Raw genomic sequence first — 19,092 nt, forward strand, 5'->3', positions numbered from 1 at the left:
CCCGGCCGTGGGAGCCCGCCCGGCGCCCCTCGCGTCGCTCGGGGCCGGAGAACGCCTCCTGGGCCTGGGCGACGGGTGGCCCGACCCCGGCGACCGGCCGGTTTCCCCGGCCCGGCTCGACCTGGCCCCGGCCGCCCCCGCCACGCCGGTGGTCGCCTCGAACCCCGACCTCGCCGCGACCTTCGACGGGATCGACCACTTCGAGCAGCGCTCCGCCAACGCCGGGAATCAAGCCAGCCTGGAGCCGCCCGACCAGGGCCTGTGCATCGGGCGCGGCTTCGTCATGGAGACCGTGAACCAGTCCCTGCGGATCTTCACCACGGCCGGCCGGGCCGTGGGCGAGGTCACCGACCTCAACAGCTTCTACGGGTACCCTCCCGCGGTCGACTACCACAACTGGCGGCGGGGACCGTTCGTGACCGATCCGTCGTGCCTGTTCGACCCGGACACCCGGCGGTGGTTCCACCTGGCCCTGACCGTGGACACCTCCCTCAACGGGACGTTCCTCGGCACCAACCACCTGGACCTCGCCGTCAGCCGCACCTCCAGCCCGGTGGGGGCGTGGGACCTGTTCAGCATCCCGGCGCAGGACGACGGCTCGGGCGGCACCCCGTACCACGGCTGCGACGGGGGTCCATGCCTGGGCGACTACCCGCACATGGGGGTGGACGCCAACGGCCTGTACATCAGCACGAACGAGTACGCGCTGTTCGGGGACCAGTTCACCTCGGCCCAGATCTACGCCATCTCCAAGCGGGCCCTCGCGGCGGGCGATTTCCATGCGCCACTGGTGCACCTCGACCACCTGAGCGCCATGGGGACGCCGGGGTTCACGGTGTGGCCCGCCCAGGTTCCGGGAAGGCGGTTTGCCACCGACGAGGGCGGGACGGAGTACTTCCTGAGCTCGATGGCGGCGCCGGAGGCGGGCAACGCGACCGGTGCCAGCGACCGGGTCGCGCTGTGGGCCCTCACCAACACAGGATCGCTCGACTCGCCGGCCCCGGCCGTCAGGCTCAGCGTGGCGGTGGTCCCGGCCGAGCCCTATGCCATGCCGCCACCGTCCGCCCAGCGCTCCGGCGACCTCCCGCTCGGCGACTGTCTGAACTCCGCCTGCCTCGGGCGTGACCCCTTCACCGAGGTGGAGGCCACCCTCGACAGCGGGGACACCCGGATGCAGCAGGCGGTGTTCGCGGCCGGAAGCGTGTGGGGCGCCCTGGACACGGCCGTGCAGGTGGACGGAGAGGTCCGTGCGGGGATCGCCTGGTTCCTGGTGACGCCGGCGTGGTCCGGGGGTGTCCTGTCCGCGTCGGTGCGCGCACAGGGCTACCTGGCGGTGGCGGGCCAGAACGTGACGTATCCGGCGGTGGCCGCCCTGTCCAGCGGTCGGGGGGCCGTCGCCTTTACGCTGCTCGGCCCGGACCACTACCCCAGCGCGGCCTACGCGCTCCTGGACCCCGAGACCGGCGTGGGGCCCGTGCACGTCGCGGCGGAGGGCGTGGGCCCGTCGGACGGGTTCACGGGATACCGCTTCTTCGTGGGCGGCCAATCCGGCGTTCCCGCGGTGGCCCGGTGGGGGGACTACGGCGCCGCGGTGGCCAGGCCGGGTTCGATCTGGATCGCCTCGGAGTACGTCGGGCAGACCTGCACGTATCCGATCTTCCTTCTCGACGACACCTGCGGCGGAACCCGCACCCAGTTCGCCAACTGGGGAACCCGAATCAGCCGCATCCAGCCGTAGCTCCTCCCCGGGCGGACGCCCCTGGACACTGCCGGCCGGCGGACGGAAACTCCAGGCGAGGAACGGCCGCCGGTGCGCCGGAAGGGCCGCTCCTGGCGACTTCGAGGGGGGTGAAGTCGATGTCCGTGCTGATCCGGGAGCGCTACGAGGCCCTGGAGGTCCTGAGCGAGGGCCCCGGCGGCCGGATGGTCCGCGCCCGGGACCACCAGCACGACCGCGAGGTCGCCATCAAGATCCGCCGGGCCGACACCCCGGACGCGCGGCAGGCGTTCCTGGATCGCGTCGGAGTGCTCCAGGCGCTCCGGCCGCATCCTGGGCACCCGCAGGTCCGGGAGGACTTCTTCGTCGAGGACGACTACCACGTGGTCATGGAGTGGGTCCCGGGCCGGAGCCTCCGCGATGCCCTCGAGCAGCGGGGCGACCCAGGCCTCCCGCACCGGGAGGCCCTCGACTACCTGGCGGAGGCGGCCGACGCCCTGGACCACCTCCACGGGACCGACCCGCCCACGCCCCACGGGGACGTCCGCCTGGAGAACTTCATCCTGGCGCCCTCGGGCCGGGTGGTCCTGGTGGGGTTCGGGTTTCCCGGGTCGGGCGCCGGCCTGGACCCCGGGGAGGACCTCCGGGCCCTCGGCGCCGTGGCCCGGATGCTGCTGACCGGGACGCGGGGACTGGACGGGCCCGCTTCCTGGCCCGGCCTGGGAAAGGCGGAGGCCATGGTGGTGGAGGCCCTCATCGGACGGGCCATCTCGCTCGACGCGGCCTCACGGCTGGCCTCGGCCGGCGAGCTGGTCCGGCGCCTCCGCTCCCGCCTGGAAGGAACGCTTCCCGCGGGGACGGTCACGTTCCTGCTGACCGACGTGGAGGGCTCCACCAAGCTGTGGGAAGCGCACCCGGAGGCCATGGCGCGGGCCATGCGCCGCCACGACGAGATCATGGCCGGCGCCCTGGAGCGGCACGGCGGATTCCTGCCCCGTGACCAGGGCGAAGGGGACAGCATCCTGGCCGTGTTCGCCCAGGCCGGGCCCGCCGTGGCCTGCGCTCGCGACGTCCAGCTGGCCCTGGCCGCGGAGCCATGGCCCGAGGAGGCCCCCCTCGCCGTCCGCATGGCGCTGAACACCGGGGAGGCCGAGCTGCGGGACCGGAACTACCGGGGCGTGGCCGTCAACCGGACCGCTCGGCTTCGCTCTCTCGCCTTCGGTGGGCAGGTCCTGGTGGGCGCCTCCACGGCGTCCCTGACCGAGGAGTCGCTCCCCCCGGGAACGTCCCTGGTCGATCTGGGGCCCCGCATGCTCCGCGACCTCAACCGCCCGGAGCACGTGTACGAGCTTCGGGTCCGGCCCGGAGGAGCACCCGCCGAGGCCCTCGACGAAGACGATGGGTCGAACCTGGCCTGGCTCGAGACGGCCGGCCGGGCCCAGTTCGTGGGGCGGGTCGAGGAGCTGGCTTCGCTGGAAGAGGCGCGGGAGCGCGCCGCCGGCGGCCACCGGGTCATGGCGCTGGTGGCGGGGGAGCCCGGCATCGGAAAGACGGCGCTGGCCGCGGCGCTGGCCCGCCGGGCCCACGCTGCCGGCGGGCTGGTCCTGTACGGCCGGTGGGAGGAGGAGGCCCTGGCGCCGTTCCAGGCGTTCCGGGAGGCCCTGGGCGAGTACGCCCGGGCCTGCCCGCGCTCCATCCTGCGGGCCGACCTCCGGGAGCACGGCGGCGAGGTGTCCCGCCTGTTCCCTGAGGTGGCCGAGCGCATCGGCGCCGTGGAGGAGCCCCTGGCCACGAGCGGCGAGGCGGAGCGGTTCCGGCTGTTCGAGGCCCTGGACGGGTGGCTCCAGTCCATGGCGTCCCGCTCCCCGGTCCTGCTGGTTCTGGACGACCTGCACTGGGCGGACCGCGCGTCGCTGCTGCTGCTCCAGCACCTCATGCGTGCGCTCCGGCCCACCTCGCTGCTGGTGGTGGCCACCTACCGGGACACCGACCTGGCCGGGTCCGAGCTGGCTCGGGCCCTGCCGGGGCTGACCCGGGACACCGACTGCTTCCGGCTCACCATGCACGGGCTGGGCGACGAGGACGTCCGGGAGCTGGTGGGGCTGGTGACCGGGTGGGACCTGGACCGGGAGCGGGAATGGCTGGCCCGGGAGCTCCGCCAGGAGACCGCCGGGAACCCGTTCTTCCTGCGGGAGATGCTCCGGCACCTGCGCGACGTCGGCGTGGCGGGGGAGCTCCGGGTCCCCGAGACCCTCCGGGACCTGGTGCGGTGGCGAGTGGAGCGGCTGTCTCCCGAGTGCGGGGACGTGCTGGCGGTGGCCTCCGTGATCGGGCAGGACTTCGATGACGGCGTGCTGGGCCCCGCGAGCGGCGCCGGCGAGGACCGGCTGGTCGACCTGCTGGAGGAGGCGGGGCGGGCCGGCCTGGTGGCCGAGGTCCCCGACGAGGCGGGAAGGTGGACGTTCTCGCACGCCGTGGTCCGCCGTTCCCTCCTGGACGGGCTCAGCCAGACCCGCCGGACCCGGGTGCACCGCAGGATCGCGGAGGCCCTGGAGGCCAGGGGCGGGCGCCTGACCACGGCGGCCGAGCTGGCCCACCACTTCGTGGCCTCCGCGGGCACCGGCGTGGCCGAGAAGGCCGTGCGCTATTCCCAGCTGGCGGGGGAGCAGGCCCGGTCGGAGGTGGCCTACGAGTCGGCGGTGGAGCACTACCGCCGGGCCCTCGACGTCCTCGACCGCTTCGGGCCGGACGACGACACGCTGCGGTGCGAGCTCCTCCTGGCGCTCGGCGCCGCGCACGACCTGGCCGGCGAGCTGATGGCGCGCGACGAGCGCTTCACCGAAGCGGCCGGTGTGGCCCGCGCGCTCGACCGGCCCGATCTGTTCGCCGGGGCCGCGCTGGGCTACGGCGGGGCGTGGCTCCCGGCCTCGCTCCGGCCCGACCCCCGGGCCATCGCCCTGCTGGAGGAGGCCCTGGAACGGTTGGGGCTCGAGGACGGCTCGCTCCGGGCCTGGGCCATGGGGCGGCTGTCGCACTGGCTGCACTACCAGCGGCCCCACGAGACCAGGCGGGCCCTGGCCGACGAGGCCGAGGCCATGGCCCGGCGGGTGGGCGACCCCCGGACCCTGGCCACGGTGCTGTTCCACCGGTGCTGGGCCCTGGACGGCCCAGAGGACGGCGAGGACGAGGTGGCCGCCTCCGCGGAGGTCCTGCGGCTGGCCGATGAGCTCGACGACCCCGAGGTCATGATGCAGGGCATCCGGATCCGGCTGGGGGCCCAGTTCGAGTTGGGGGACTGGGAGGACGCCCGCGAGACCAGCCGGGTGTTCGCCCGCGTGGCCGCGGAGCTCCGCCACCCGGAGTACCTCCGTCTGGCCGGCGCGTGGGACGTGACGGTGGCGACGATCGAGGGACGCTACGGCGACTCCGAGCGGGTGGCCGGGGAGCTGCACGCCCGGCTCCAGCAGATCGGCCATCCTCAGGCCGAGATCCAGTACATCGGGCAGACCCTGTCCTGGCGGTGGCTCCAGGGGCGGGGGCCGGACTTCCTTCCCATCTGGCAGGCCATGTCGGCCCAGGAGCCGGGCACGCTGACCTGGCGGGCACTCACCGCATGGGCGTACGCCGAGGCCGAGGACTGGGACCGGACCCGGCAGGTCCTGGACGCCGTCTCGCCGGAGGTGGCCGCGGCCATGGACCACAACTTCCTGTGGTGGGGCACCATCGTGCCCTTCACCCACGCCACCGCCCTGATCGGCGACCGGGAGTGGGCCGAGGTCCTGTACGAGCTGGCACGTCCCTACGCCCGCAGCAACTGCACCATCGGCCTGTCGAGCTTCAACGGGGCCGTGGCCCACTACCTCGGCGTGCTGGCCAACGTGCTGGGCCGGTGGGACGAGGCCCTGGCCCACCTGGAGCTCGCCCTGGATCGCCACGTGGCCATGAGCGCTCCCGCGTACGTGGCCCTGACCCGCCAGGCCATGGGCGACGCGCTGGTGGGCCGGGACGAGCCGGGGGACCGGGAACGGGCCGCGGAGCTCCACACCGCAGCCCTCCGAACGGCGGAGGACCTGGGCCTCGGGGCCATCAGGGCTCGAGCGCGCCTCCGTCGCTGAACGCCGTCAGCTCGAGGTACTCGAGGATGTACGGGTAGACCTGCGTCGCCGCGTCCTTCCCGACCATGCTGTCCAGGTGCGCGTAGCCGGGGAGGAGCCGGTACGTGTACAGCTCGGGGTCGTTCGCGTCCCGAAGCCAGTTGTAGGTCTGCTTGCTCCCCTCCGGATGGAAGATGTAGTTGCGGTCGCCCTGGAGGAACAGGATGGGGATCGTCCCGATGCCCCGGCGGTTCCGGTCGGTCACGTACACGTCGTTTCCCTTTGCATCGACCGCCTTCTGCGCCCTGGTCATCCTGGACAGCTGGGCGAACGAGGTGAGGTTGCCCACGCCGAACATCTCGCTCAGCGCATCGTGGGTGGCCTCGTTGAGCTGGGCATGGCGGTGCGTGCAGCCGTAGACGAAGTTGATCCACCGGCACACCGCCTTCCCGCATCGCTCCTCCGACGACATCGGCACGGCGCGGAGCCCCAGGTCCAGGGCGATGTTCGGGGCGTTGAACCGGTTGTCCGGGGAGATCTTGTCGATCTTGAGCGTGCTCAGGACCGTGGTGATGTTCAGGTCCGCCTTCAGGTTGTTGAACCCGGAGGTGAGCCAGTGCACCGTGAACTGCGAGCAGACCGCCGACCGCACCTTCTTGGCGTTCCCCGAGAGCATCGCCATGAGCAGGGTCACCGAGCCCACGCAGTGCCCGAGGGCCTGCACGGACCTGGCCTTGGTCTCCTTCAGGACCTTGTCGATCGCGGTCGGCCAGTCCTCGGTGACGATGTCGTCCAGGGTGAACTGGTCCCTCGACGAGGGCAGGCAGATGCTGGCCCGGTAGTCGAACAGCCACACGTCGAAGTCGGCCTCGACCAGCGCCTCGACGAGGTTCCGATCGATGGTCTCGGTGGCGAACGACCGGGCGGCCATGCCGAATCCGGGGGCCAGCATCACCGGACCCTTGCGCTTGGCCTTCGGCAGGTCCTTCTCCTTCTTCACATACCTGGTGAGCTGAAGCTCCGCCGCCCGTTTGCCCCGGGCGTCGCGGGCCTCGTCGTGCCACTCGCCCCCGTGGCACCAGAAGACCTGGCGGATCGCCGTGTCCAGGGGCGGGCGGCCGGGAAGCTGGGCGCAATGGCCCGCGGTCGGGTCCTCGGGCGCCTGCGGGAACCGGTTGGCCTCATCCAAGGGGCCGCCGTAGATGTGGGTGAGGGACCGGGCGAACATCCGGCCGAACTCCAGGAGGTACTTCCAGCGCCGATAGGGGTTCCGGACTCCGGTGACCTCCATCCCGCGGAGCTGCCGCAGGAAATCGGAGACCGTGAGGGTCATGATGCCGACGGCCCGCCTGAGCTCGTCCTCGCCCACGGTCTCGATGGTCGTGTACAGGGTCGTGGTATCCGACCAGGCATCGAACCCCGGCCGGTCGTGCAGGACCTTGAACCCTCGAAACCGGAACCGGTGGCCGGCCCCGCTGACGAGGTTCATGTCGTACCGCATGTTCCAGGTCTCGACGTCGCGGTCATTCGGTTCGATCAGGACGAAGGTGCCGTCCGTGATCGTCAGCGGCTGCGTGGACATGCAGGTCCCGATCACGGTCCCGGTGATCAGCCCCGGGTGGCCGACCGGGTCGCTCAGTGACGCGTCGAGGTCCTCGTAGCTCGTGGTGACGAGGAACTCGATGGGTGATCCCCCGGCCCGACCCTCGGCCTGGCCCACCGCGTAGCCCTCCCGCACCTCGCCGTCCTCCAGCCCCTCGTCCCAGCCCCGCTTCCCACGCCCCCGGGAGGCCTCGTACGCTTCCACGACTCGGTCGGAGACGAAGCCGCTCATGCGCTCGGTGAACGCCAGATGAGGCGAGGGCTCCACCGCCTGGTGCGCCGTCACGTCCGGGTCCGTCGCGTCCGGGTCCGTCACGTCCGGGTCCGACTCGTGCGGGCCTTCGGCCGGGGCTTGGGCCGGGGCTTGGGCGGGGGCTTGGGCGGGGGCCGACTCGTTCCGGCCTTCGGCCGAAGCATCAGCGCGCACATCCGCTCGGCCAGCGCGGAGATGGTGAGGGAGGGGTTCGCGTCGAGGGGGATCGGCACGATGGAGCCGTCCATGACGTACAGGCCCTCGTGGACCTCCGGCCCGTCGGAACCCGACGTGCCCGTGAACACCCGTCCCAGGTGATCCACGACCGCGCCCTCCGGGTCCGAGCCCATGACGCACCCCCCCAGCGGGTGCACCGTGACCAGCGAATGGCCGAGCGGCGTCGTCCACAGAGGATTGGGGATGTAGGCGCCCCGCAGTCCCTGAGCCGCTTTCTTCAGGCCGGCGCTGTCGAGGCGGAACACCGGGCGCTCGCCCATGTCGGGCCATGAGATGGCCACCCGGTCGCCGTCCAGGAAGAGCTTCCCGTCGTCGTCGTCGGTGCTCATCAGCAGGTACGTCATGGTCCGGGCGAGGGGCCCGCGCCGGGAGCCGAAGGGGATGGCCGCGGCCTCGCCCAGGACGCGGCGGACCATCTTCGCCCAGTTGGTCGGGCTCGCCTCTCCCAGGACCAGCGAGGCTGCCCAGAACGCGGCGGCCAGGCCCGCCCCGCCGGCCGCCGCCCCAGGGATGGCCCCGTCCTCGATCAAGAACCCGCGGTGCTCCTTGCTGGTCCGAGACCGTGCAAGAGACGGTCCGCCCTCCCGCGTCATGTCGATCGCCCCGAGGATGGTCGGCCCGACCGTCCTGTCCCTGCTTGGCGGCCTCGGCCCCAGCCCGATCCCCGCCACCCGTTGGTCCGTGTCGTAGGCGAACCCGAGGACGTCGCCGTTCCCCGTGAACCGCTCCCCGACCCTCTCCGACAGCGGAAGCCCGAGCTTCATCGAGCGCAGCAGGATCTCCGTGGTCCCCAGGGTGCCCGCAGCCAGGATCACCTCGTCGGCCCTGACGGACTGGGTGGGTCGGTTCCCGAATCGAAACCTCCCTGATCCCAGGAGGTCCAGGTCGACCACCCAGTTCCCTTTCTCGTTCGGACCGGAGGGACGCACGGTGCGGGCCTGGACCTCGGTGAAGATGTGTGCGTCGCGCCCGCGCGCGTACGGGAGGTAGTTCATGAGGACGGTGTTCTTCGCGCGGTAGTTGCAGCCGGACACGCAGTCTCCGCACAGGACGCAGGCGCGCTGCTCGACGCCGGCGGCGTTCGGACCGGTCTCGAACGTGACGTTGATCTTGACCGGCTTCGCCACGGCGCCCAGGGCCCTCGCGGAACGCTCCAACGCCTCGAACTTCCGAAGGGTCGGCCAGGAGTCGGGGTAGGGGTTGGACCCCAGCATGAGCTCGGCTCGCTGGAAGTATGGCGCGAGTTCCCGCACCCCGGCCTCTCCTTGGAGCTCCGGGGGCCACCGGGGGTCTTCGAAGATCCAGGGCTGGGGCCGCATGGCCACGTTGGCGTTGATGAGCGAGGTGCCGCCCAGGCCGCATCCGACCAGCACGCTGATGTCGTGGTTCAGGTGGAAGTCGAACATGGCGGTGGGCCGGCCGAGGTGCCCCCGGGGCGAGGACGCCTGCATCTCGCGCAGGGCGCCGACCAGGGAGTCGGGGTACTGGCCGGGATGGAGCTCGCGGCCCCGTTCCAGGACGCACACCCTGCGGCCGGCCTCGGCCAGCCGGGCCGCCGCGATGCCCCCACCGTACCCGGAGCCGACCACGACCACGTCGTAGTGGTCCTGCATCGTGCCCACGGGACTCGAGAGCCTGAACATCCCCCGGCGCGACTGTGAGCGACCTTTTCGCGCCCGTCAAGGGCGAGCGTCACGCGCGCCCCGCATGGTGCTCGCGGAGACGCCAGCCTCCCGTTCAACGGGGCCATGGGAGGGTAATCTGCCCTACGCGACGCCGGGGCCGAAGCGCGGCACGGAGAGGCTGGGAAGGTTCGAGGATGCACATCACGTGGGCGATCGCTTTTGCGTCGGTGATCGTCGGATTCACGGTCGGACTGACCGGGATGGGCGGGGGCGCGCTGATGACGCCCATCCTCCTGATCTTCTTCGGCATCAGCCCGACGACGGCCGTGTCCTCCGACCTGGTCGCCGCGATGGTGATGAAGCCGGTCGGCGGAGGCGTGCACATCCGCCGGAGGACCGTCCGGTGGGAGCTCGTGAAGTGGCTGTGCGTGGGCTCGATCCCGACGGCATTCGCCGGGGTTCTGCTGCTGAACCTGAGCGGTGACAGCGAGACGGTCCAGAACACGACCAAGATCTTCCTCGGCGTCACCCTCACCCTGGCCGCCGCCGCCATGGTGTTCAAGGCCTGGCTCCAGGGCCGCCGCAGCGCGCAGGCTCGCGCCGGGCTGCGCGCCACCCTCGGTCCCGGCGGATCGATCCGGGTCCGCATCCCGATCACGGTGCTGATCGGGGCCTTCGGCGGCCTGCTCGTGGGCCTGACCTCGGTCGGCTCGGGCTCGATCATCATCACGTGCCTGATGCTCGCGTATCCGGAATTGCGCGGCGCCCAGCTAGTCGGGACCGATCTCGTGCAGGCCGTGCCGCTGGTCGGGGCGGCGGCCCTGGCCCACATCCTGGTTGGCGACTTCGAGCTCGGGCTGACGGCCTCGATCCTCATCGGCGCGCTGCCGGCGGTCTACGTCGGCGCCCGCCTGTCCTCCAAGGCGCCCGACGGCGTCATCCGCCCTGCGCTCGTGTTCGTGCTGCTGGCCTCGGCCCTGAAGCTCCTCAACGTCTCCACGGGTGTCCTGGGCATCGTCCTGCTCGGGGTCGCGCTGGTCGGCCTCCCGCTCTTCGGAGCGGTCGATGCGTCCACGTACCCGCAGAGCATGTGGGACGTCGCCGGGCTGCGCCGGCGGGGCTGGATCCGGTGGCAGGCGTTCGGCGCGCCCGCCGGAGTCGGGTTCGCGGTCGCCGTCGCCTACTTCGCGAAAGCCCGTCCGCAGCTGGTCGCCGCGGACCTCATCGCCTCGGCTGGCGACGTCCCTGCTCCGGCCGGGTCCTAGGCAGCCCGGCCATGTTCGAGCGCATCGTCGTCGCGGTGGACGGGTCCCCGCAGAGCGAGAAGACGATCGACGTGGCCCTCGACCTCGCCCGGCGCTATGGCTCGACGGTGACCGTGGTGCACGTCCGGGAGTACGAGCGATACGAGGGCTCCGACGTGGACATGGGCCCTCCCGTCACGGCCGAGAAGCTAGTCGAGGGCGTGCTGGCGACCTTCCGGGAGGGAGGGGTCGACGCGCACGGAGAGATCCGCAGGGTGAGCTCGGGAAGCACGCCCGAACAGATCGTGGAGGTCGCCACGAAATCCCGGGCGGACCTCATCGTCCTGGGCTCTCGCGGCATGACCGAGTGGAGGAGCCTTCTCCTCGGCGGTGTGGCGAACAAGGTCGTGCATCACGCGACGTGCCCGGTCCTGCTCGTTCGCTGAGGAACCGGCGGAGTCCGGATTCCCGTTCGATCCATATCGGATTCGAACCATCTGCGGGCCCGTGCCAGCCGTACTCCCTCAGCAAGGCGAACACGGGCCGGCGAGAGTCCGGCCCGAGGAGGAGGAAGTCATGAGCAGGTTGACCGTACGGTGGGGGACCAGGACGGGGGCTGTGGTCGTTGCCGGTGTGCTGCTGCTGGCGGCGTGCGGCAGCAAGACCACGACGTCCGGGTCGGGCGGCGGTGGGAGCCAGCAGTCTTCCAGCAAGCTGTCCGTCGACACGTCGACGGTGCCGGCGCTGGGGACCGTGATTGCCGACGGGCAGGGGTTCACCCTCTACCACCTGAAATCCGAGGTGAACGGGAAGATCGTGTGCACGGGCTCGTGCACCAGCGTGTGGCCGCCCCTCCTCGTGCCCTCGGGGTCGTCCGCCGCGACGGCGGGGGCGGGCGTGACCGGCCAGCTCGGCACGATCACGCGGCCGGACGGCGGGGTCCAGGTGACCTACGACGGGCTGGCCCTGTACCGGTTCTCGGGCGACACCTCTGCCGGGCAGGCCAACGGGCAAGGGGTCCAGGGCGTCTGGTTCGCCATCACGCCCTCGGGAGCGCTGGCGGGAGCGTCGTCCTCCGGAGGCGGTACGTCCACCTCGAGCCCGTCGTCGGGAGGGTACGGCTACTGATCAGCCAGGTTGTGAGGGCTCCGGTAGCCTGACGGGCCATGGATGAGGACGTCGCCGAGTTTGCGCGGCTGTTCCAGGGGTTCATGCAGCAGATGACGGAGGTCGCCTGGGCGGAACGGACCTCCCCGGTTCGCGAAGTGCTGGACGGGCACCTCGAGGCGGGCTCGAGCGGCCTTCCGGTGGTATCGGAGAGCTTCGCTCCCTACGACCACGCCAACGTGCAGGTGGCGCTCATGGCCTATCTGGACGTGGAGGGCCGAAGCCACGCCACCCTCGGCCTGTCGGGACAGCAACGCCACTTCGGCTCGCTCGCCGACCTCCTCGAAATCCCCCATGGCGTCAAGATCCGCCCCGGCGCGGTCGATTTCGTGACCCTTGCCGTGGGGCCCGAGGAGACGCTCCCGTGCGTCCAGTTCGGGTTGTTCACGATCCGCGACCGAGGCACGCCCCTCGTCGTGCTGATGCGGGGACCGGAGGAGCGGCACGGGCTGGACAGCGTGGTGCTGGAGGTGCTGGCCGCCGAGAGTGGTGTGGCGCAAGGGTTTCTGGCCGAGATCCGGCGGTTGATGGTGGAGCTGAACGTGTTCCGCGGCCAGGTCGTCTCGTTCGGGGAGTCGCACATGGGGCGGATGGGCGCCGGGCCGGTCGTGTTCCACCGCCGGCCCGACCTGGGGAGAGACCAGCTGGTGCTGCCCGACGGCGTGCTGGAGTCCATCGAGCGGCACGTGTTCGGCATCGCCGAGCACCGGGACCGGCTCCGGGCCAGCGACCTGCACGTGAAACGAGGCCTGCTCCTCCACGGGCCCCCCGGGACCGGGAAGACCCACACGGTCCGCTATCTGATCAGCCGGGTCCGGGACCATACGGTGCTCCTGCTCACCGGCGGCGGCCTGCACATGGTTCGGCAGGCCTGCGCGCTGGCGCGCATGCTCCAGCCTGCCGTCGTCGTGCTGGAGGACGTGGACCTGGTGGCGCAGGAGCGGGGCATGTTCCCGGGCCACCACAACCCGTTGCTGTTCGACGTGCTGAACGAGATGGACGGGATCGACGAGGACGCCGACGTGGCGTTCCTTCTGACGTCGAACCGGGCCGATCTCCTGGAGCCTGCCCTGGCCGCCCGACCGGGGCGCGTCGACCTGGCCATCGAGATCGAGCTGCCCGACGACGACGCCCGGCGCCGGCTCATCGAGCTGTACGGCCGGGGACTGGATCTCCGCCTCACCGACGGGGCGACGGTCGTGGTGAGGACGGCGGGGGTCACGGCCTCGTTCATCAAGGAGCTGATGCGCAAGGCGGGGCTGCTGGCGGCCGTGGAGTCGGACGGTTCCGGACGCTTGACCGTCACCGACGCCCACGTCCAGACGGCGCTGGACGAACTGCTGGCCGAGGGCGGCGCGTTGACCCGGGTGCTCCTGGGTGGCGGTGGCGAGGCGCCCGGACGCGGCCCGCGCCCCGGCACCGAGTGGCTGCTGGAGGGCGACGCCAGTCCGGAATGACGCGGTACTGGGCGTCCCGGGTACCGTTTCGTCTCGTGTCGATGGATGAATGGTCGACGAAGTACGCTCGGATCGAGCGCGAGTGGCGATTCCTGCTGGCCGAACTACCGGACCACCAAGCCGTCCTTCGCGTCCGCCGCGTCATCGATCGCTACTTCCCGGGGACGGCCCTGCGGCTTCGACGCCTCGAGGAGACCGTCGACGGCGAAGAGCGCCTGGAGTACGAGCTCACGCAGAAGCTCGGGCCGGGCGAGCCGGGGCCACCTCGCCCATTGATCACCAACCTGTACCTTTCCCAAGCCGCGTACGACCTGCTGGCCCGGTTGCCGGGCGACGACCTGTCCAAGACCCGCTATAGCGTGGCTCCTCTCGCGATCGGCGGCATCGATGTGTTCGACGTGTTCGAGCCACCCCTCGACGGCCTGGTCCTGGCGGAGAGCGAGTTCGAGACGGACGAAGCGATGGCGGCGTTTCGGCCGCCGGAGTTCGTGCTGGCCGAGGTCACGAACGAGCCTCGGTTCTCGGGCGCCCACTTGGCCCGAACCGGGCGGGCGGTTCTGCGTGCGGTGCTGGCGGAGTTCGGTATCCGGATCGATCTGCCCTGATCCTCCTGGCGGCTACGGCCCAAACGGGGCGGGATGGGGCTACAGTTGGCGGACGGTCGAGGAGGAAACGATGGCAACCAAGGACAAGGGCGGCGGCAAGGCCAGCAAGAAGGTCGCACAGAAGAGCCTGAAGGAGAAGCGGCAGGCCAAGAAGAGCAAGGACCAGAAGTCGGGGTCCTTCTCGCCGCGTTAGTCCGCGGATCAGCGCGCCCTCCTCTCAGAAGCCCGGGCAGCTCTTCCGGCCGGGTTCGGGCACGCAGACGGTCAGCTCGTCGGTCCGAAACACCTCGAAGTGCAGCGGGCCGACGTGGTATCGGATCCTGAACCAGCCATTCCGGAACGTTCCCTGCCCCACCCCCTCGACGACCACGCCGAGCAGGACGCTCGAGCCCGGAGCAACGCGAGCACCCCGAATCGGGTACGCGCACTGGTCCGGGCGGACACCCGCTGGCCGGACGGCCGTTGCCGAGCACGGGGGGAACCCCACGACATATGCGCCGTCGACTCGTATGGCTGGGTCCCGAGCGACCAGGTCGAGACCGTCCAGCGTCGCCGCGACCCGCCCTTCGTCACGCACGTACAGCAGTCGGCAGCCACGGTACCTGGGGGGCGGATTCCTCCGCAATGCCTTTGGCGCCAGCTCGGCGGGACGCCCCTTCAGCGTCCTCTCAGGTGAAGGTTCCTACGCTCCGGCTCGGAGTCGAGGCCAGAAGGAGGAGCGATGATGAGGAGAGCTTTCGTGCTGGGGCTGATCGGTCCCCTTGCCGTGGGGACGCTGGCCCTCGCGTCGCCTCGCTCGGTGGGTTCGGGACCGGGGACGTCGCCGGCCGTCGATCCGTCGAATTTCGTGCGCCACGTGACGAACCCGTTCTTCCCGCTGAAGCCCGGGACGCTGTGGGTGTACCGAGGGATCAAGGACGGGAAGACCCAGATCGACCGTGTCTTCGTGACCCACAAGACGAACACGATCGTGGGCATTCGCGCCACCGTGGTACGCGACGTGGCCACGCAGGAGGGGCGGGTGATCGAGCGGACGTTCGACTGGTACGCGCAGGACAGGCAGGGCAACGTGTGGTACCTGGGCGAGGACACCACTTCGTTCGAGAACGGGAACGTCAGCAAGGAAGGCTCGTGGGAGACCGGCGTCCACGGCGCCGTCCCGGGGATCGTGATGGAGGCCGAGCCCCAGGTCGCCGACGGCTACCGGCAGGAGTTCTGGAAAGGCCATGCGGAGGACCAGGCGTGGGTGCTGGCCCGGGGCGGCCCGGTCCACGTCCCCCTCGGCAACCTCCATCACGCGCTCAAGACCATGGAGTGGACGCCCCTGGAGCCAAACGTGATCGACAAGAAGGTGTACTCGCGGGGCACCGGGCTGGTTAGCGAGGAGTCCCAGACTGGGCCGCTGGAGACGGCCCTGCTGATCCGGATCCACCGGCCGAACGCGTAGATACTGATACGCCCCTGCAGGCCCTGCAGGCCCTGCAGGCCGAACGCGACGAGGCCGAGATGCGTGCACTGGTGATCGAGGACCACGCACGGATGTCCGCCCTCCTCCGGCGCGGCCTGGCGGAGGAGGGCTACGCCGTCGACGTGGCCGGGACGGGAGCCGAGGGCGTCTCGCTGGGCCACGAGTACGACTACGACGCCATCGTCCTCGACCTGGGGCTCCCGGACATGGACGGCGTGGACGCGCTTCGCCGGCTCCGTGACGACGGGCGATGGGCGCCGGTCCTGATCCTCACCGCCCGGGACGCGGTCGAGGACCGGATCCGGGGCCTGGACGCCGGAGCCGACGACTACCTGGTGAAGCCGTTCGCGCTTCCCGAGCTGCTGGCGCGGCTGCGGGCACTGGTCCGGCGGACCCCGCCGGAGCGTTCCCCCGTGCTGCGGGTGGGCGACCTGACGCTGGACCCCGCCGCCCACGAGCTCCGCCGGGGCGACGCACCGATCCGCCTCAGCCCCAAGGAGTTCGCGCTGATGGCGATGTTCATGCGCCACCCCGGCGAGGTGCTGCCGCGAGCGGCGCTCATGGAGCACGGGTGGGACCTGGCGTTCCAGGGGGACTGGAACATCCTGGAGGTGTACGTGCGGTACCTCCGCGAGAAGGTCGATCGGCCGTTCGGCCGCTCGTCGATCGAGACGGTTCGCGGCGTCGGGTACCGGCTGAGGGACGAATGAACGTCCGCTTGCCCCTGCGGACCCGTCTGACCTTGGCGTTCGCCGCGGGGATGGCCGTGGTGCTGGCTGCGCTGGGCGCATTCCTGTACGTCCGCGTCGGGCACGACCTGATGAACGCGATCGACATGGACCTTCGGTCGCGGGCCCAGGTCCTGGCCGGCGCGATCGGCCGGTCCCAGCCGGGGGCGGACCCGGTGCGGTCGCGGGGGTCGCTGATCGACCCCGACGAGGCGTTCGCGCAGGTGCTTGGCGCATCGGGCCGGATCGTGGACTCGAGCTCGGCGGTGGCGGCGGCCCCCATGCTGAGCCGGGCCGCGTTGCGGTCGGTGGCCGGGCCGACGTTCTTCACCACGCGCGTCCGCGGCGTCGACGACCCCGTGAGGCTCCTGGCATTCCGCCACGGCACGGACTTCGTGGTGGTGGGCGCCACCCTGGGAGACCGGAACGAGGCCATGGGCAGGATCGCGCTCGCGCTCGCCGTGGCGGGCCCGGTGGCCCTCGGCGCGGTGGCGGGAGCGGGGTGGGCCCTGGCCGGGGCGGCCCTGCGCCCGGTGGAGCGGATGCGTCGGGAGGCGGCCGCGATCTCGCTTTCCGAGCCGGCGAGGCGCCTGGCCGTCCCCCCCACCGGCGACGAGCTGGCCCGCCTCGCCGCTACCCTGAACGACATGCTCGACCGCCTCCAGGAAGCCGTCCAGCGCAAGGAGCGGTTCCTGGACGAGGCCAGCCACGAGCTCCGGACCCCGCTGGGGGTCCTGCGCATGGAGCTCGACCTGGCTCTGGCCCGGGCCCGGACGCCGCAGGAGCTGGAGACCGCGCTCCGGAACGCGTCGGCGGAGACGGACCGGCTGGTCAGGCTGGCGGAGGACCTCCTGGTGCTCTCGCGCACGTCGGCCGGGACCCTGCCGGTCCATCGCCGGACGGCGTCGCTGGCCGAGCTCGTGGAGCGCGGCGCGGAGGCGAATCGGGCCAGGGCCGCAGCCGCCGGGATCGAGATCCATGCCCACTGCCAGGAAGGGCTGACCGCGGTGCTCGACCCCGAACGGATCCGCCAGGCCATCGACGACCTGGTGGACAACTCGCTCCGGCACACGCCCGCCGGCGGGACCATCACGCTTTCCGCGGCGAGGAGGGACGGCCGGGTGCTGGTGGGGGTCCGGGACACGGGCGCCGGGTTCCCATCCGACCTGCTCCAAAAGGAACGGCCGGGTGGAGCCGAACCTGAGGGAGGTCTGGGGCTGTCCATCGTGAACGCCATCGCCCGGGCCCACGGGGGAACCGTGCGCCTGGGCAACCCCGACGGCGGGGGGGCCCTGGTCGAGCTGGAGCTGCCCCTCGAGCCGGCCCCCGAGCTTCCGGGTAAGCCGTGACCGTGGATATCATCCGCACGGCACACGAGGGGTGCGCTCGGGGAGGGGCGGAGACATGAGCAGCGAAACAGGGTCGAGGGTCATCCAGGGGATCGAGGCCCCGGCTGCCGGCAGGTGGGAAGTCGACTCCGGGCACACCTCGGTGGCCTTCGTGGCCCGATACCTGATGGTGACCAAGGTCCGGGGGCACTTCTCGGAGTTCTCCGGAGCCATCCAGGTGGCCGAGCGCCCGGAGGAGTCCAGGGCGGAGCTCGTCATCGGTGCATCCAGCATCGACACGGGGAACGAGGATCGGGACAAGCACCTCCGGTCCCCCGATTTCCTCGACGTGGAGCGCTTTCCCGAGATCCGGTTCAAGAGCACGAAGGTGGAGCTCCCCGGCAGGAGCCGCATCACGGTGACCGGCGATCTCACCATCCGCGACGTCATGCGGTCCATCGTGCTGGATGTCGAGTTCTCGGGATTGAGCCAGGACCCCTGGGGCAATCGGCGGGCGGGGTTCTCCGCCACCACCGAGATCGACCGGGAAGAGTTCGGGGCCAGCTGGAACCTTGCCCTTGAGGCCGGGGGATGGCTGGTCTCGAAGCAGGTGCAGATCGAGCTTGACGTGCTGGTCACGCTCAAGCTGGGAGGGTCGTAGTCCCAACGGGATTTGAACCCGTGTCTCCACCTTGAGAGCGTGATCACGCACGGCCGACGGCGTCCGGACGCGTCCTGCTGCGACCGTTTCGTGCTGGTGGCCGGCCTCGGCAGGACGGGTCCGGACGCCCCCGGATGACAGACTGGGGTTCCACGGTGGGGTTCCATGGCCTTTCCACCCACGCCAGGAATGGTGGTTTTCCCACCGGCCACTGGAGGGGCGGACGACTACGTCACCGTAAAGCTGGTAGGGCTGGTTGCGGTCCCTCCAGGGGTGGTCACCGAGATGGGCCCGGTGCTGGCCCCCGATGGAACCCACGTGGTGATCTTCGTAGCCGAGTCCCCCGTGTAGGTCGCGGCCGTGCCGTTGAACGTCACCGCCGTGGCTCCGTGATGGTCCCTTTCCACTGCCGTCCCGAATACTGGACCTCCGCTGACGAACCGTGACGTCCAGTGCGGGAGCGGGAGGACTCCAACCTATGCCTTTCGGACACCGGATCCTAAGTTTGCCCGGACGCATGACGGTCGCTGACGGTCGCTCCCGGAAACTGCTGTCTACCGGCTCGTTCCCGCTCACCGAGGAACCCCGTTGACGGTCGCTGACGGTCGCCTCCCGGATGGTTCGATAGCACGGCCGGTAGCAACAGATCGCGCCCCAGCAGCTCGGCCAGGGCCTTCTCCGTGGCCCTCTTGAACCGCCGGGAGATCGCCGACCGGGACGTGGCCCTGGAGCGTGCCTCCACCTCCGTCCCGAGCGGCTCGGCCACGTCGACGTGCCGACGGGTGGGGACCCCGGCCAGCATCCGCTCCACCACCACCTGGGTGAGCAGGTCCTCGTTCGAGAACGCCGCCCACGTGTCCAGGGCGATCTCCCCTCCACCCGTGCTCCGGCCCCGGGGACGCTCGG

Annotated in this window: 15 protein-coding genes and 1 pseudogene; 12 read left to right on the forward strand and 4 right to left on the reverse strand. The window is 71.2% G+C overall.

The window, feature by feature from the left end; genetic code table 11:
* Both M3Q23_05985 and M3Q23_05990 read left to right on the forward strand, forming a co-directional pair.
* A partial coding sequence (locus M3Q23_05985; protein ID MDP9341646.1) for a hypothetical protein occupies nt 1-1,738 on the forward strand: 1,738 nt, incomplete at its 5' end.
* A 119-nt stretch (nt 1,739-1,857) separates the two neighbouring features.
* Nucleotides 1,858-5,832 carry an AAA family ATPase gene (locus M3Q23_05990; protein MDP9341647.1) on the forward strand — a complete coding sequence of 1,325 codons (3,975 nt, stop codon included), beginning with the start codon at nt 1,858-1,860 and terminating at the stop codon, nt 5,830-5,832.
* On the opposite strand, the gene M3Q23_05995 is transcribed toward M3Q23_05990, so the two are convergent.
* Both M3Q23_05995 and M3Q23_06000 read right to left on the reverse strand, forming a co-directional pair.
* Nucleotides 5,804-7,729, reverse strand: coding sequence for a hypothetical protein (locus M3Q23_05995; GenBank protein ID MDP9341648.1), 1,926 nt, complete (start codon nt 7,727-7,729; stop codon nt 5,804-5,806). The two genes, M3Q23_05990 and M3Q23_05995, sit on opposite strands and share 29 nt — an antisense overlap.
* Entirely contained in the window at nt 7,726-9,516 is a 1,791-nt protein-coding gene (locus M3Q23_06000) for a GMC family oxidoreductase N-terminal domain-containing protein (GenBank protein MDP9341649.1), read from the reverse strand. The genes M3Q23_05995 and M3Q23_06000 overlap by 4 nt, the downstream gene beginning before the upstream one ends.
* Nucleotides 9,517-9,755: 239 nt before the next feature.
* Here M3Q23_06000 and M3Q23_06005 point away from each other — a divergent pair, with 239 nt between their 5' ends.
* The 5 genes from M3Q23_06005 (at nt 9,756) to M3Q23_06025 (ending at nt 14,001) form a co-directional block, all read left to right on the forward strand.
* A complete protein-coding gene (locus M3Q23_06005; GenBank protein MDP9341650.1) occupies nt 9,756-10,793 on the forward strand; it encodes a sulfite exporter TauE/SafE family protein in 1,038 nt (345 codons plus the stop codon).
* Nucleotides 10,794-10,804: 11 nt separating this feature from the next.
* Nucleotides 10,805-11,218: a universal stress protein gene (locus M3Q23_06010; protein MDP9341651.1), complete on the forward strand. Its 414-nt coding sequence runs from the start codon at nt 10,805-10,807 to the stop codon at nt 11,216-11,218.
* A 130-nt stretch (nt 11,219-11,348) separates the two neighbouring features.
* Nucleotides 11,349-11,900 carry a hypothetical protein gene (locus tag M3Q23_06015; protein MDP9341652.1) on the forward strand — a complete coding sequence of 184 codons (552 nt, stop codon included), beginning with the start codon at nt 11,349-11,351 and terminating at the stop codon, nt 11,898-11,900.
* 38 nt (nt 11,901-11,938) lie between these two features.
* A complete protein-coding gene (locus M3Q23_06020; GenBank protein ID MDP9341653.1) occupies nt 11,939-13,396 on the forward strand; it encodes an AAA family ATPase in 1,458 nt (485 codons plus the stop codon).
* Nucleotides 13,397-13,437: 41 nt separating this feature from the next.
* The gene (locus M3Q23_06025) at nt 13,438-14,001 is read left to right on the forward strand and encodes a hypothetical protein (GenBank protein MDP9341654.1); all 564 of its coding nucleotides are present in this window, start codon (nt 13,438-13,440) and stop codon (nt 13,999-14,001) included.
* 217 nt (nt 14,002-14,218) lie between these two features.
* Here M3Q23_06025 and M3Q23_06030 read toward each other — a convergent pair whose 3' ends face one another.
* Nucleotides 14,219-14,371: a hypothetical protein gene (locus tag M3Q23_06030; GenBank protein MDP9341655.1), complete on the reverse strand. Its 153-nt coding sequence runs from the start codon at nt 14,369-14,371 to the stop codon at nt 14,219-14,221.
* Nucleotides 14,372-14,725: 354 nt separating this feature from the next.
* Between M3Q23_06030 and M3Q23_06035 the strand changes: the two genes are divergently transcribed.
* From M3Q23_06035 to M3Q23_06055, 5 genes are all read left to right on the forward strand, one after another.
* Complete coding sequence (locus tag M3Q23_06035; GenBank protein MDP9341656.1) at nt 14,726-15,448, forward strand: hypothetical protein; 723 nt, start codon at nt 14,726-14,728, stop codon at nt 15,446-15,448.
* 59 nt (nt 15,449-15,507) lie between these two features.
* Nucleotides 15,508-16,179, forward strand: coding sequence for a response regulator transcription factor (locus M3Q23_06040; protein ID MDP9341657.1), 672 nt, complete (start codon nt 15,508-15,510; stop codon nt 16,177-16,179).
* Nucleotides 16,176-17,546 carry an ATP-binding protein gene (locus M3Q23_06045; protein MDP9341658.1) on the forward strand — a complete coding sequence of 457 codons (1,371 nt, stop codon included), beginning with the start codon at nt 16,176-16,178 and terminating at the stop codon, nt 17,544-17,546. Before M3Q23_06040 ends, M3Q23_06045 begins: the two co-directional genes overlap by 4 nt.
* Nucleotides 17,547-17,601: 55 nt before the next feature.
* Nucleotides 17,602-18,186, forward strand: a complete 585-nt coding sequence (locus M3Q23_06050) for a YceI family protein (protein MDP9341659.1) — start codon at nt 17,602-17,604, stop codon at nt 18,184-18,186.
* Nucleotides 18,187-18,375: 189 nt separating this feature from the next.
* Entirely contained in the window at nt 18,376-18,537 is a 162-nt protein-coding gene (locus M3Q23_06055; GenBank protein MDP9341660.1) for a hypothetical protein, read from the forward strand.
* Between the two features lie 292 nt (nt 18,538-18,829).
* Here M3Q23_06055 and M3Q23_06060 read toward each other — a convergent pair.
* A pseudogene (locus M3Q23_06060) lies at nt 18,830-19,092 on the reverse strand (IS256 family transposase).

This window comes from Actinomycetota bacterium (assembly GCA_030774015.1).
Lineage (GTDB): Bacteria > Actinomycetota > UBA4738 > UBA4738 > JACQTL01 > JALYLZ01.